Here is a 13,144-nt window from a genome sequence, read left to right as displayed (position 1 = left end):
TTGGAGTGGTCGCCGACGGCGGGGAGGGGACGGGGTGGGGGTGGGCGGCGCCCGCAGCGGCTGGCGCGTCCGCACCCTGCACTTCTCCAGGCGACCCAGTCGCGCCAGACCGAGGACGACCACCCCCGCCCCGGCCCCGCACCACCCACCGCCCGTAGGCGCTACGCCCGCCCCCACCGGACCGCAACCCTGCGCCGCAGGCGTCAAACCTCAACCCCCACCGGGCAGGAACCGCGCCGCAGGCCGGACCTCAGCCCAGTGCCGACTTCACCGCATCAGCCAGCCGCCCCGCCACCGACCGCGCCTGGTCGATGTCAGCGGCTTCCACCATGACTCGGACGAGGGGCTCCGTACCCGACGGGCGCAACAGCACACGACCCGTCTCGCCGAGCTCCCGCTCCGCCTCCGACACCGCCGTGGCCAGTTCGGCCGACGTCTTCACACGGGACTTGTCAACGTCCGGAACGTTGATCAGCACCTGCGGCAACCGCTCCATCACAGAAGCCAGCTCCCGCAACGACCGCCCGCTCTCCGCGACCCGCGCCGCCAGCAGCAGCCCCGTCAGCGTCCCGTCCCCGGTCGTCGCGTGGTCGAGGATGATGACGTGCCCGGACTGCTCGCCGCCCAAGGCGAACCCGTGCTCCTTCATCTCCTCCAGCACGTACCGGTCCCCCACCGCCGTCTGGACGAGCCGGATCCCCTCCCGCTCCATGGCGAGCTTGAACCCGAGGTTCGACATCACGGTCGCGACCACCGTGTCGGACCGCAGCGCGGACCGCTCCCGCATGGCCAGCGCGAGCACCGCGAGGATCTGGTCCCCGTCGACCTCCTCGCCCGTGTGGTCCACGGCCAGGCACCGGTCCGCGTCACCGTCGTGCGCGATCCCCAGCGCGGCCCCGTGCTCCACCACGGCGGCCTTCAGCTGCGCGAGATGCGTGGACCCGCAGCCGTCGTTGATGTTCAGCCCGTCCGGCTCGGCCCCGATGGTGACGACCTCGGCCCCGGCCTGCCGGAACGCCTCGGGGGACGCCAGGGACGCCGCCCCGTGCGCCTCGTCCAGCACGATCTTCAGCCCGTCGAGCCGGTTCGGCAGCACGCCCACGAGGTGGGCGACATACGTGTCCAGCCCCTTCTCGTGGTCCCGCACACGCCCGACGCCGCTCCCGGTCGGCCGCTCCCAGGGAGCGCCGGTGCGGTGCTCCGCGTAGACGGCCTCGATCCGGTCCTCCAGCTCGTCGGCGAGCTTGTGCCCTCCGCGCGCGAAGAACTTGATGCCGTTGTCCGGCATGGCGTTGTGGCTCGCGGAGAGCATCACGCCGAGGTCCGCGCCGAGCGAGCCGGTGAGGTGGGCGACGGCCGGCGTCGGCAGCACGCCGACCCGCAGGACGTCCACACCCGCGCTGGCGAGGCCGGCGACCACGGCGGCCTCCAGGAACTCACCGGAGGCGCGCGGGTCCCGCCCGACGACGGCGGTGGGCCGGTGCCCTTCGAACGTGCCCGCCTCGGCCAGTACGTGCGCCGCGGCCACGGAGAGGCCGAGCGCCAGCTCCGCCGTGAGATCCGCGTTGGCGACACCGCGCACGCCGTCCGTGCCGAAGAGTCGTCCCACTTGTCCTCCTGAGGATGCGTCAGTATCGACAGCCGTCCAGGGCCCCGCCACCGAGGTCCCGCCGAGGCGAGGGACCGGCCCGTACGGCCGACGGCTGTGCCACTGACAAAGCTGAGCTTGTGCTGTGCTCGACCGTCGGGTGTTCGACGGTCGCGGACCGTCCACGGCTCCCGAGTGAGGGGAACGCGCACCACGGTCTCACCGGGCGTACACCACGGCGTCACCGCCCGACCATCCGATCACATTAGCGTTTGAGCGCCTTGTGCCGTTATACGCCCACGGCAGTGAATAAACGAACGCCCCGGCAGCACGTTGGCGTGCCGCCGGGGCGTTCGGAGTACGCGCGAGCGCCCTGTGATTAGCGCTTGCTGTACTGCGGGGCCTTGCGGGCCTTCTTCAGACCGGCCTTCTTCCGCTCGACCGCACGGTCGTCGCGGCGCAGGAAGCCGGCCTTCTTCAGCGCGCCACGGTTGTTGTCGACATCCGCCTCGTTCAGCGCACGGGCGACACCGAGACGGAGCGCACCGGCCTGACCGGAGACACCGCCACCCGCGATGCGGGCGATGACGTCGTAGCGGCCTTCGAGCTCGAGCACCTTGAAGGGCTCGTTGACTTCCTGCTGGTGCACCTTGTTCGGGAAGTAGTCCTCGAGGGTGCGACCGTTGATCTTCCACTTGCCGGTGCCCGGGACGATCCGGACACGGGCGATGGCGTTCTTGCGGCGGCCCAGGCCGGCGGCCGGCTGGGGCTCACCGAAGCGGGACGCCATGGACTCCGAGGTGTACTCGCCCTCGACGGGCGCGTCCGACTCGGTGGTGTAGCTGTCGATGTCAAGCTCTTCGAGCGGCTGCTCGGCAGTGGTCTCGGCCACGATGCTCCTCAGATTCTCTTCAGTCTTAGGGGGTGGCCGGACTTACTGCGCGACCTGGGTGATCTCGAACGGCACCGGCTGCTGGGCAGCGTGCGGGTGCTGGTCGCCCGAGTAGACCTTCAGCTTCGAGAGCATCTGACGGCCCAGGGTGTTCTTGGGGAGCATGCCCTTGACGGCCTTCTCGATGGCCTTCTCGGGGTTCTTGGCAAGCAGCTCGTCGTAGCGGACGGAGCGCAGACCACCCGGGTAGCCCGAGTGGCGGTACGCCATCTTCTGGGTCCGCTTGTTGCCGGAGAGGTGCACCTTGTCGGCGTTGATGATGATGACGAAGTCACCGGTGTCGACGTGAGGGGCGTAGATCGGCTTGTGCTTGCCACGCAGGATGGAGGCGGCAGTGGAGGCCAGACGGCCCAGGACGACGTCCTGAGCGTCGATGACGTGCCACTGGCGCGTCACATCGCCGGGCTTGGGGCTGTACGTACGCACGGTTCGTAGCCTTCGCTTCTTCAGTGAATGGTCCTGACAAGGTCACCGAAGACGATCACGACAGCCCTGACCGCACAGCGGTGACGCAAACCGCGTGCTGGTCGCTGGTCATCGGCCCGGTGGACCGGTGTAAGGGCCCCTCACGTGAGAATGAGTAAGCCACTACACACAACAGAGATGCAGAATACCCGCGCTCGGCCGGACGGGTCAAAACGAGCCCGCCGACCGTGGGGCACCCCCGAGTCTAAGGCCGCACCCCGCCCTCCACGGGCGTACGCCACTCGTTCGGCTCCTCCCCCGGATCCGCCGCCCCAGGCGCCCCCCGCACACCGTGGTACGCCACCGTCCCCGCCAGCACACACAGCGTGACCGCGTCCCGGAAGGCCCGCCGCTTGTCCGACTCCAGCCACGGCCAGGTCACCCCCGGCAGCTGCGGCACCAGAGCGAGCCAGAACCACGGCCGCCGGGCCACCGCCCCCGCGTACGGCAGGCCGGCGACCAGCAGCGGCAGCACGACCAGCAGGTAGTGGTTGTAGGACGGCCGGGACACCAGGAACGCGGACAGCATCAGCCCGGCGGACGTCTCGGACAGGCGCAGCGCCTCGGGCCCCGGCCCCCGCCACCTCCGGTAGGCGCAGACCACGCCCACCGCGGCGGCGGCCACCGCCAGCGCCGTGGCCAGGGCCTGGGGCACCCCGAGCCGGGGCAGCACGGCCGCGGGACCGGCCTCGTAGAGCCGCAGGAAGGCGTCGTCGGCGGTGAACAGGAAGGGCAAGGTCTGTGTGAGGAAGCCCGTGGGATCGGGGAGGAACAGCGCGGCCACCACCGAGGACACCGCCGGCACCAGCACCACCAGGGCCAGCGCGCCCCACCGGCGCGCGAAGAGGAACAGCAGCGCCATCGGCGCGAGCAGCGGTTTCAGCGCCACCGCCACCCCGATCACCGCGCCCGCCGCGATCCACCGGCCCCGGCTCGCCAGCAGCAGGCACAGGGGCAGCGCCAGCACCGCCGTCACCGTCCAGTTGCCCAGCCGCACCAGCTGCGCGAACGGCGCGAACCCGACCACCAGGCCGACCAGCCCGAGGACGGCGAGCCTGCTGTGCAGCGCGACCCGGTGCAGCAGCAGCGCGCACACCCAGCCCAGGACGAGCGCGACGGTCACCAGCACCGGCATCAGGACGTCCAGCACGGACCGCGGCAGCAGCGCCTGCGGGGCGGCGGCGACGACCGCGCTGGGAAAATAGAGGAAGTGCGCGTCGTCGTACGGCGATCCGCCGTCCAGCCAGGTGCGCGCCGCGTCCACGACGATGCTGTTGTCCATGCCTCCGTCCGAGGTCACCAGCACCGTATGGGTCGTCAGCGCGCCCAGCACCGCCAGCAGTCCGACCCACCAGAGCACACCCGCAGGTCGCACCAACCACCCGGAGATGTCGCCTTTGTCCGTCGCCATGGACGCAACGCTAGGGCCTCGCGGGCTCGTTGAGGCGGACCAGCACACCCCTTGCCCCGTCTAAGATGCGCCCCATGAGCTTTGGGCAGGGGGGACCTCCGCAGCAGTGGGATCCCTGGAAACCGAATTCCCAGCAGCCGTGGAACGGCGGCAGCGCCGGCGGGTCACCCGACTGGGCCGCGCTCGCCGACGCGTCCGAGGCGCGCGCCAAGCGGCGCCGGCTGCTGTTCATAGGCGGCGGCGCACTCGCCACCGTCGCGATAGGCACGGCCGTGGCGGTCGCCGTCGTGTCCGCGAACGGCAGCAACCAGGCCTCCCCGGGCACCTCCTCCCAGTTGCCGGGGACCTCCGACCTGCCGAGCCCCACCGGCACGGTCCCGTCGTTCGCGCCGACGAGCGCGCCGCCCCCGCTGGACCCGAAGGAGTTCGTCGCCAGCGCGCAGAAGGACAAGGCGCCGCTGAGCCCCGACATCCTCTTCCCGGGCACGCAGCTGACCATGGGCGACACGGTCTACAAGAAGGGCCCCACGGCGGACACCACCAACTGCGGCTCCGCGGCCAAGGCGACGCTCCCCAAGGTCCTCACCGACAACAAGTGCACGCGGATGATCCGGGTCACCTACACCCGGGAGGGCGTGGCGGTGACGGTGGGCGTGGCGGTGTTCGCGACCGAGGCGCAGGCGACGAAGGCCAAGCAGCAGGCGGACAAGAAAAGCATCGTCAAGTCGCTGTCGGGCGGCGGCGTGAAGGACTTCTGCGTCGGCGCGGTGTGCCGCTCGACGACCAACGCCTACGGCCGCTACGCCTACTTCACCCTGGCCGGCTTCACCAACGGCAAGGACGTGGCGGAGAAGGACAAGGCCGTCTTCAAGACCGGCGACGACCTCCAGGAGTTCACGTACCGTCAGATCCGCCGCAGGGGCGAGGCACAGGCGTCGGCGGCGGCGGTCGGATAGCGCCGCCCGCGCGACGTCAGCAGCAGCCGGCCGGCGGCAGGGTCCGCTTGTTGCGCGCTTCCACGCTGCGCGCCGCGAGCAGCTCGTCGGCCGGGTAGCCGACCTCCTCAAGGGTCAGGCCGTGCGGGCGTACGACATGGACCGCCGAGTCCCGTACGCCCGCCGCCAGCACCTTCGCGGGCCAGTCCGGCGGGCGGTGGCCGTCGCCCACGAACAGCAGCGCGCCGATCAGCGAGCGCACCATGTTGTGGCAGAAGGCGTCGGCCCGCACGGTGGCCGTGATGATCCCGTCGTCCCCGCGCACCAGGCTCAGCTGCTGCAGCGTCCGGATGGTCGTCGCACCCTCGCGCCGCTTGCAGTAGGCGGCGAAGTCGTGCTCGCCCAGCAGTCCGCGCGCGGCCTCGTTCATGGCGTCCACGTCCAGCGGCCAGTCGTGCCACAGCACGTGGCCGCGCAGCAGCGGGTCGACCCCGCCGGGGTTGTCGGTGACGCGGTAGGCGTAGCGCCGCCAGATCGCGGAGAACCGCGCGTCGAAGCCGCTCGGCGCCTCCCGCAGCGCCCACACCCGCACGTCCCGCGGCAGCCGCCCGGCGAGCCGCTTCAGCAGCTTGGTGTGGTGCTCGGCCCACACCTCGCGCGGCAGGTCCACGTGCGCGACCTGGCCACGGGCGTGCACACCGGCGTCGGTCCGCCCCGCCACGGTCAGCTCGTACGTCGTCGTGGACCGCGTCACGGTCCGCAGCGCGTCCTCGATCTCCCCCTGCACAGTCCGCCGCCCACCGGCCTGCTTGGCCCACCCGGAGAACTCGGTCCCGTCGTAGGAAAGATCCAGCCGAACCCGCACCACACCACTCACCCGGACAACTCCCTTCCCAAACGAAGCGGGCCCGCTCCTCGAAAGAAGCGGGCCCACCGGTACGCCCCGAAGGGGCGCGGGGAACTGCGCGACCAGCCACGACGAGAGCCGCAGCCAAGGCGACCACCCAGTCCCCGCCAAAAACGCTTACGCGTCCTTCGACTCCTCGGCCGCGGCCTCGTCGTCGGCCTTGGTCGTGTCGACCTTGGCCTCGGTGGCCTCGCCGGCCTCGGCGTCCTTGGCGGACCGCTTGGTCGCCGCCTCGGCCTCGCCGACCGCGGCCTGCTGCACCGTCAGCGCCTCGACCAGCTCGATGACGGCCATGGGCGCGTTGTCGCCACGGCGGTTACCGATCTTGGTGATGCGGGTGTAGCCACCGGGACGGTTCTCGTACCGCGGGCCGATCTCGGTGAAGAGCGTGTGGACGATGCTCTTGTCCGTGATCACCTGGAGCACCTGACGGCGGTTGTGAAGGTCGCCCTTCTTCGCCTTGGTGACCAGACGCTCGGCGTACGGACGCAGCTTGCGCGCCTTCGCCTCGGTGGTGGTGATGCGGCCGTGCTCGAACAGCGCCTTGGCGAGGTTCGCGAGAAGCAGCTTCTCGTGCGCGGCACTGCCGCCCATACGGGCACCCTTGGTGGGCCTCGGCATGATGACTCTCCTGTGTGTCTGCCCCGGCCGTATCAGGTACCGGAGTCAGTATCCGAGCAGGCGGTCGCCTGTCGGAGATCCAGGACGCCTTCACCGACGTCCTGGAGGACCCGCGCCCCCGAAGGGGCGCGGGGGACCGCGCGACCAGCCGAAACCGGCCGGCAGTCAGCAACGGACCGCAGGTCCCGAGCTCAGTACTGCTCGGTCTCCACGAAACCCGCGTCCGCGTCGTCGTCCGCGCCGAACGCGTCCGCCGCGGCGGTCGGGTCGAACCCGGGAGGCGAGTCCTTGAGCGCCAGGCCCATGCCGGCCAGCTTGGCCTTGACCTCGTCGATGGACTTCGCACCGAAGTTGCGGATGTCGAGCAGGTCCGCCTCGGACCGCGCGACGAGCTCACCCACGGAGTGGATGCCCTCACGCTTGAGGCAGTTGTACGACCGGACCGTGAGCTCCAGCTCCTCGATCGGCAGCGCCAGATCGGCGGCGAGGGCGGCGTCCGTCGGGGACGGACCCATGTCGATGCCCTCGGCGTCGATGTTCAGCTCGCGGGCGAGACCGAACAGCTCGACCAGGGTCTTGCCGGCCGACGCCATGGCGTCACGCGGGCGCATGGCCTGCTTGGTCTCGACGTCGACGATCAGCTTGTCGAAGTCGGTCCGCTGCTCGACTCGGGTCGCCTCGACCTTGTAGGTGACCTTGAGGACCGGCGAGTAGATCGAGTCGACCGGGATCCGGCCGATCTCCTGGCCGACCTGCTTGTTCTGCACGGCGGAGACGTAGCCGCGACCGCGCTCGACGGTCAGCTCCATCTCCAGCTTGCCCTTGCCGTTGAGCGTGGCGAGGACGAGGTCCGGGTTGTGCACCTCGACACCGGCCGGGGGCGCGATGTCGGCGGCGGTGACCAGACCCGGGCCCTGCTTGCGCAGGTACATCACGACCGGCTCGTCGTGCTCCGAGGAGACGACCAGCTGCTTGATGTTGAGGATCAGGTCGGTGACGTCCTCCTTGACGCCCGGCACGGTGGTGAACTCGTGCAGGACGCCGTCGATGCGGATGCTGGTGACAGCGGCACCGGGGATCGACGACAGGAGGGTACGGCGCAGGGAGTTGCCGAGGGTGTAACCGAAGCCCGGCTCCAGCGGCTCGATCACGAACCGGGAGCGGAATTCGTCGACGACCTCTTCGGTCAACGAGGGACGCTGAGCGATCAGCATGTGTGGATCAGATCCTTCTTTCGTGGACGCCCGCTATTTGACGCCCGACGGAAACCGCACCCGGTGACAAGTGCGGGTACTGCAAGGGTACGGGCGATACGGCCCTTGCGAGCCGTACCGCCCGGAACCTCAGGAAACCGGTGCCTCAGACGCGGCGGCGCTTGGGCGGACGGCAGCCGTTGTGCGGGGTCGGGGTGACGTCCTGGATGGAGCCGACCTCGAGGCCCGTGGCCTGCAGGGAGCGGATGGCGGTCTCACGACCGGAACCCGGGCCCTTGACGAACACGTCGACCTTGCGCATGCCGTGCTCCTGGGCGCGGCGGGCGGCCGACTCGGCGGCCATCTGCGCGGCGAACGGCGTGGACTTCCGGGAGCCCTTGAAGCCGACGTGGCCGGCGGAGGCCCAGGAGATCACGTTGCCGGACGGGTCCGTGATCGAGACGATCGTGTTGTTGAACGTGCTCTTGATGTGCGCGTGGCCGTGAGCGACGTTCTTCTTTTCCTTGCGGCGCACCTTCTTGGCAGCGCCCTGACGACCCTTGGGGGGCATCTATAACTCCTACGGGAGGTGGTCGGTCCTGCAGCAAGACCGCTGGATGAGCGTCCGCTGAGGACTACTTCTTGCCCGGCTTCTTCTTGCCGGCGATGGCGCGACGCGGGCCCTTGCGGGTACGCGCGTTGGTGCTGGTGCGCTGACCGCGGACGGGCAGACCGCGACGGTGACGCAGACCCTGGTAGGTACCGATCTCGACCTTGCGGCGGATGTCGGCCTGGATCTCGCGACGGAGGTCACCCTCGGTCTTGATGTTGCTGTCGACGTACTCGCGGATCGCGACGAGCTGCTCCTCGGAGAGGTCGCGAACGCGGGTGTTCGGGTCGACGCCGGTGGCGGCCAGCGTCTGCTGCGAAAGGGTCCGGCCGATGCCGAACACGTAGGTGAGGGCGATCTCCACGCGCTTTTCGCGCGGGATGTCAACACCGGAAACGCGTGCCATTCAATGGCTCCAGTTGATTGTCGGAGGTCTTCCACAGGACCGGATCCCCGCCCGCCGTACCAGGTACGGGCCGGGTCCCCGGCCTCCGAGCCGGGGGTGTCGAGCCGTGCGGCTCGGGACCTGCGTATGAACGTGTGTTGCTCGCGTCGCGCGAAGTCTGCGGAAGTCGCAGAGGGTGGATCAGTGCTGCGGTCAGCCCTGGCGCTGCTTGTGGCGCGGGTTGTCGCAGATGACCATGACCCGGCCGTGACGGCGGATCACCCTGCACTTGTCGCAGATCTTCTTGACGCTCGGCTTGACCTTCATGGGTGTGAGGTTCTCCGGGTCAGTGCCATCACCCCGGCGGGCCGGGGAGCGGGCAAGATCTACTTGTACCGGTAGACGATCCGGCCACGCGTCAGGTCGTACGGAGACAGCTCCACCACGACCCGGTCGTCAGGGAGGATGCGGATGTAGTGCATACGCATCTTGCCGCTGATGTGTGCCAGGACCTGGTGGCCGTTCTGGAGCTCGACCCTGAACATGGCGTTCGGAAGAGACTCGACGACAGTGCCCTCGATCTCGATGGCACCTTGCTTCTTGGCCACGCTTCGCCCTTCGAATCGACTACCTTGATCGACTCTCGCGTGCACCATGACCACATGCAGACATGCGGGTGCACAAGAGCCGACGAGTCAGTCTACGTCAGCGCACCCGGAAAAACGAATCGTGAGATTCTGCCCCGTCCGGGAGATCCTTAACCGAACGCCGGCCGTCGTCAGGCGGGCGGGGCCCCGGGCCGTCGTCAGGCCGGCGGGTTCGGTGCCGCCGTGACGCCCGGAACCGATCCTTGACGACGCCCTCGCGGGCTCGGCTCCGGGGCGCCTCGCAAGCTCCGCGCGGCCGCGCCGGCCTCCGACCGGCCGGCGGGGCCCCGGGCCGTCGTCAGGCGAGCGGGTCCGGCGCCGCCGTGACGCCCATCTCGGCGAGCTTCGCCTTGCCGCCGTCGGGGGCGGTGAGGACCAGCGGGCCCTGCTCGGTCAGGGCGACCGAGTGCTCCCAGTGCGAGGACCAGGTGCCGTCGGTGGTGATCACGGTCCAGTCGTCGGAGAGGACCTCGGTCCGGGGGGTCCCGAGGGAGACCATCGGCTCGATCGCCAGGCAGAAGCCGGGGACCAGCTTGGGGCCCTTGCCGCGCTTGCGGTCCACGTAGTTCAGCAGGTGCGGGTCCATGTGCATCTCGGTGCCGATGCCGTGGCCGCCGTAGTCCTCGATGATCCCGTACTTGCCGCCGCCGGGCTTGGGCTGGCGGCGGATGTACGTCTCGACGGCCCGGGAGATGTCGACCAGCCGGTTGCCCTGCTTCATGGCCGCGATGCCGGCCCACATCGACTCCTCGGTCACCCGGGACAGCTCGATCAGCTCCGGGGAGTGCCCCGAGCCGACGAACGCGGTGTACGCGGCGTCGCCGTGCCAGCCGTCGATGATCGCGCCGCAGTCGATGGAGATGATGTCCCCGTCCTTGAGGACCACGTCGTCGGACGGGATGCCGTGCACCACGACCTCGTTCACCGAGGTGCAGATGGTGGCGGGGAAGCCGCCGTAACCGAGGAAGTTCGGCTTGGCGTCGTGCTCGGCGAGCACCTTGCGGGCGACCTGGTCCAGATCCTTCGTGGAGGCCCCGGGCACCGCGGCCTCCCGGGTGGCCGCGTGAATGGCGGCGACGACCAGCCCCGCCTCGCGCATCTTGGCGATCTGCTCAGGGCTCTTGATCTGCACCATGGGGACGACGGCCTTTCTGGACCAGAGGGAAAGACGAACGCTTCCAACGATACGGGCGTCCGCCGCCCCGGTTCCCGCCGAGGGGCGGCGCAGCGGGTCCCGCCCACGCCACAGCCGCGGCCCCTCGGAGGGGAACCGCGGCTGTGAACGGCGGGAGCAGGGCTACTGGGAGCTCTTCAGCGCCTCCAGCGCCCGGCCGGTGACCTCGTCGACGGGACCCATCGCGGAGATGGTCACCACCAGGCCCTGGGCCCGGTAGTAGTCGATGATCGGCTCGGTCTGCGTGTGGTAGACCTCCAGCCGCGTGCGGACGGTCTCCTCGGAGTCGTCGTCGCGCTGGTACAGCTCGCCACCGCAGAGGTCGCAGACGCCCTCCTGCTTCGGGGGGCTGTAGGTCACGTGGAACACGTGCGCGGAGTCCTTGCGGCAGACGCGCCGGCCGGCGATCCGCTTCACGACCTCGTCCTCGGGAGCCTCGAGGTCGAGCACCGCGTCCAGCTTGATGCCCTCGGTCTTCAGCAGCTCGTCCAGCGCCTCGGCCTGCGACACGTTGCGCGGGAAGCCGTCCAGCAGGAAGCCGCCCTCGGCGTCGGGCTGCTCCATGCGGTCCTTGGCCATGGCGATGGTGACCTCGTCGGGGACGAGGTTACCGGCGTCCATGTAGGACTTCGCGAGCTTCCCGAGCTCGGTCTGCCGGCTGATGTTGGCGCGGAACAGGTCGCCCGTGGAGATGTGCGGGATGCGCAGTTTCTCGGCAAGGCGGGTTGCCTGTGTGCCCTTCCCAGCACCCGGCGGCCCGACGAGGACGATTCGCATCAGCGGAGGAACCCTTCGTAATTGCGCTGCTGGAGCTGGCTCTCGATCTGCTTCACGGTCTCGAGACCGACACCCACGATGATCAGGATGCTGGTCCCGCCGAACGGGAAGTTCTGGTTCGCCCCGAAACCAACCAACGCCATCGTCGGTACGAGAGCGATCAACCCCAAGTACAGCGAACCCGGCCAGGTGATCCGGTTGAGTACGTAACTCAGATACTCAGCGGTCGGTCGGCCAGCCCGGATGCCCGGGATGAAGCCACCATACTTCTTCATGTTGTCCGCGACTTCCTCGGGGTTGAACGAGATCGCCACGTAGAAGAACGCGAAGAACACGATGAGCAAGAAGTACAGCGTCACGTAGATCGGGTGGTCACCGCGGACGAGGTGCGACTCGATCCAGGTCTTCCAGCCCGAGGTGCCGCTGGAGAACTGCGCGATCAGCGCCGGGATGTACAGCAGCGACGAGGCGAAGATGACCGGGATCACACCGGCCTGGTTCACCTTGAGCGGGATGTAGGTGGACGTGCCGCCGTAGGAGCGGCGCCCGATCATGCGCTTCGCGTACTGGACGGGGATCCTGCGCTGTGCCTGCTCGACGAAGACGACCAGGCCGACCATGACCAGGCCCACGGCGATGACGGTGCCGAACTCGATCCAGCCGCCCGCCAGGCTGCCCTGCTCCTTGATGGCCCACAGGGCGGAGGGGAAGGTCGCGGCGATCGAGATGAACATCAGGATCGACATGCCGTTGCCGACGCCGCGGTCGGTGATGAGCTCACCGAGCCACATGACCATGGCCGTACCGGCGGTCATGGTGATGACCATGGTGATGGTCACGAAGATCGACTGGTCCGGGACGATCTGGCCCGCGACCGGGCAGCCCTGGAAGAGGGCGCCGCTGCGGGCGGTGGCCACCAGGCCGGTGCCCTGCAGGATGGCGAGCGCGACCGTCAGGTAACGGGTGTACTGCGTGATCTTCGCCGTGCCGGCCTGTCCCTCCTTCTTGAGGGCTTCCAGGCGCGGGATCACCACGGTCAGCAGCTGCAGAATGATGCTCGCCGTGATGTACGGCATGATGCCGAGCGCGAAGACCGTGATCTGGAGCAGCGCACCGCCGCTGAACATGTTCACCAGACCGAACAGGCCCTGGTTCGCCTGGGCGGCGTCGATACAGGTCTGGACGTTCCGGTAGTCGACACCCGGGATGGGAATGTGCGTACCGACCCGGTACACCACGATGATGCCGAGCGTGAAGAGCAGCTTCTTGCGCAGGTCGGGCGTCTTGAACGCCCGGGCGAACGCGGTGAGCACGGTGCCTCCTGCGACCCCCCGCGCGACTGCGTCAAGGGTGATGGTCTGAGATTCCGACTGAGGACGAATACGTAACGGTCAACTGCCGCCCTGAGTGCCCCGCGTGGGGCGCCCGAGGTCAACGGGCAGCGCAGGCCACCTTACCGGCGAGACTGCCGCCCTAGGA

The 13,144-nt window shown here is 69.3% G+C and carries 15 protein-coding genes; 1 reads left to right on the top strand and 14 read right to left on the bottom strand.

What is annotated here, in order from left to right; translation table 11 throughout:
* Positions 1-250 precede the first annotated feature (250 nt).
* The 4 genes from glmM to B100_RS0104305 form a co-directional block, all read right to left on the bottom strand.
* Positions 251-1,609 (bottom strand): phosphoglucosamine mutase, encoded by a 1,359-nt coding sequence (gene glmM, locus B100_RS0104320; protein ID WP_024883216.1) that lies wholly within the window; start codon positions 1,607-1,609, stop codon positions 251-253.
* 358 nt (positions 1,610-1,967) lie between these two features.
* On the bottom strand, positions 1,968-2,480 hold the full coding sequence (gene rpsI / locus B100_RS0104315) for a 30S ribosomal protein S9 (RefSeq protein WP_024883215.1): 513 nt from the start codon (positions 2,478-2,480) through the stop codon (positions 1,968-1,970).
* Between the two features lie 42 nt (positions 2,481-2,522).
* Positions 2,523-2,966: a 50S ribosomal protein L13 gene (rplM, locus tag B100_RS0104310; protein ID WP_019526965.1), complete on the bottom strand. Its 444-nt coding sequence runs from the start codon at positions 2,964-2,966 to the stop codon at positions 2,523-2,525.
* Positions 2,967-3,210: 244 nt separating this feature from the next.
* Complete coding sequence (locus B100_RS0104305; RefSeq protein WP_051489923.1) at positions 3,211-4,416, bottom strand: glycosyltransferase family 87 protein; 1,206 nt, start codon at positions 4,414-4,416, stop codon at positions 3,211-3,213.
* A gap of 74 nt (positions 4,417-4,490) precedes the next feature.
* Between B100_RS0104305 and B100_RS0104300 the strand changes: the two genes are divergently transcribed.
* Positions 4,491-5,372 carry a hypothetical protein gene (locus tag B100_RS0104300; protein ID WP_024883213.1) on the top strand — a complete coding sequence of 294 codons (882 nt, stop codon included), beginning with the start codon at positions 4,491-4,493 and terminating at the stop codon, positions 5,370-5,372.
* Positions 5,373-5,388: 16 nt separating this feature from the next.
* Here B100_RS0104300 and truA read toward each other — a convergent pair whose 3' ends face one another.
* The 10 genes from truA to secY form a co-directional block, all read right to left on the bottom strand.
* Positions 5,389-6,228 (bottom strand): tRNA pseudouridine(38-40) synthase TruA, encoded by an 840-nt coding sequence (gene truA, locus B100_RS0104295; protein ID WP_037722412.1) that lies wholly within the window; start codon positions 6,226-6,228, stop codon positions 5,389-5,391.
* A 147-nt stretch (positions 6,229-6,375) separates the two neighbouring features.
* Positions 6,376-6,879: a 50S ribosomal protein L17 gene (gene rplQ, locus B100_RS0104290; protein WP_024883211.1), complete on the bottom strand. Its 504-nt coding sequence runs from the start codon at positions 6,877-6,879 to the stop codon at positions 6,376-6,378.
* Positions 6,880-7,070: 191 nt separating this feature from the next.
* Positions 7,071-8,093, bottom strand: coding sequence for a DNA-directed RNA polymerase subunit alpha (locus B100_RS0104285; protein ID WP_003966937.1), 1,023 nt, complete (start codon positions 8,091-8,093; stop codon positions 7,071-7,073).
* Positions 8,094-8,238: 145 nt separating this feature from the next.
* Positions 8,239-8,643: a 30S ribosomal protein S11 gene (gene rpsK, locus B100_RS0104280; RefSeq protein WP_003956432.1), complete on the bottom strand. Its 405-nt coding sequence runs from the start codon at positions 8,641-8,643 to the stop codon at positions 8,239-8,241.
* 64 nt (positions 8,644-8,707) lie between these two features.
* The gene (gene rpsM, locus B100_RS0104275; RefSeq protein WP_024883210.1) at positions 8,708-9,088 is read right to left on the bottom strand and encodes a 30S ribosomal protein S13; all 381 of its coding nucleotides are present in this window, start codon (positions 9,086-9,088) and stop codon (positions 8,708-8,710) included.
* A 192-nt stretch (positions 9,089-9,280) separates the two neighbouring features.
* Positions 9,281-9,394 carry a 50S ribosomal protein L36 gene (gene rpmJ / locus B100_RS0104270; RefSeq protein WP_003974245.1) on the bottom strand — a complete coding sequence of 38 codons (114 nt, stop codon included), beginning with the start codon at positions 9,392-9,394 and terminating at the stop codon, positions 9,281-9,283.
* 59 nt (positions 9,395-9,453) lie between these two features.
* The gene (gene infA, locus B100_RS0104265) at positions 9,454-9,675 is read right to left on the bottom strand and encodes a translation initiation factor IF-1 (protein ID WP_004927214.1); all 222 of its coding nucleotides are present in this window, start codon (positions 9,673-9,675) and stop codon (positions 9,454-9,456) included.
* A 337-nt stretch (positions 9,676-10,012) separates the two neighbouring features.
* Entirely contained in the window at positions 10,013-10,849 is an 837-nt protein-coding gene (map, locus tag B100_RS0104260) for a type I methionyl aminopeptidase (RefSeq protein ID WP_024883209.1), read from the bottom strand.
* Between the two features lie 162 nt (positions 10,850-11,011).
* Positions 11,012-11,665: an adenylate kinase gene (locus B100_RS0104255; protein WP_024883208.1), complete on the bottom strand. Its 654-nt coding sequence runs from the start codon at positions 11,663-11,665 to the stop codon at positions 11,012-11,014.
* The gene (gene secY, locus B100_RS0104250; protein WP_024883207.1) at positions 11,665-12,978 is read right to left on the bottom strand and encodes a preprotein translocase subunit SecY; all 1,314 of its coding nucleotides are present in this window, start codon (positions 12,976-12,978) and stop codon (positions 11,665-11,667) included. Before secY ends, B100_RS0104255 begins: the two co-directional genes overlap by 1 nt.
* Positions 12,979-13,144: the final 166 nt, after the last annotated feature.

The organism is Streptomyces sp. CNH189, assembly GCF_000527195.1.
Note: the sequence above shows the minus strand (reverse complement) of the source record. Positions and strands in the feature narration are given on the sequence as shown.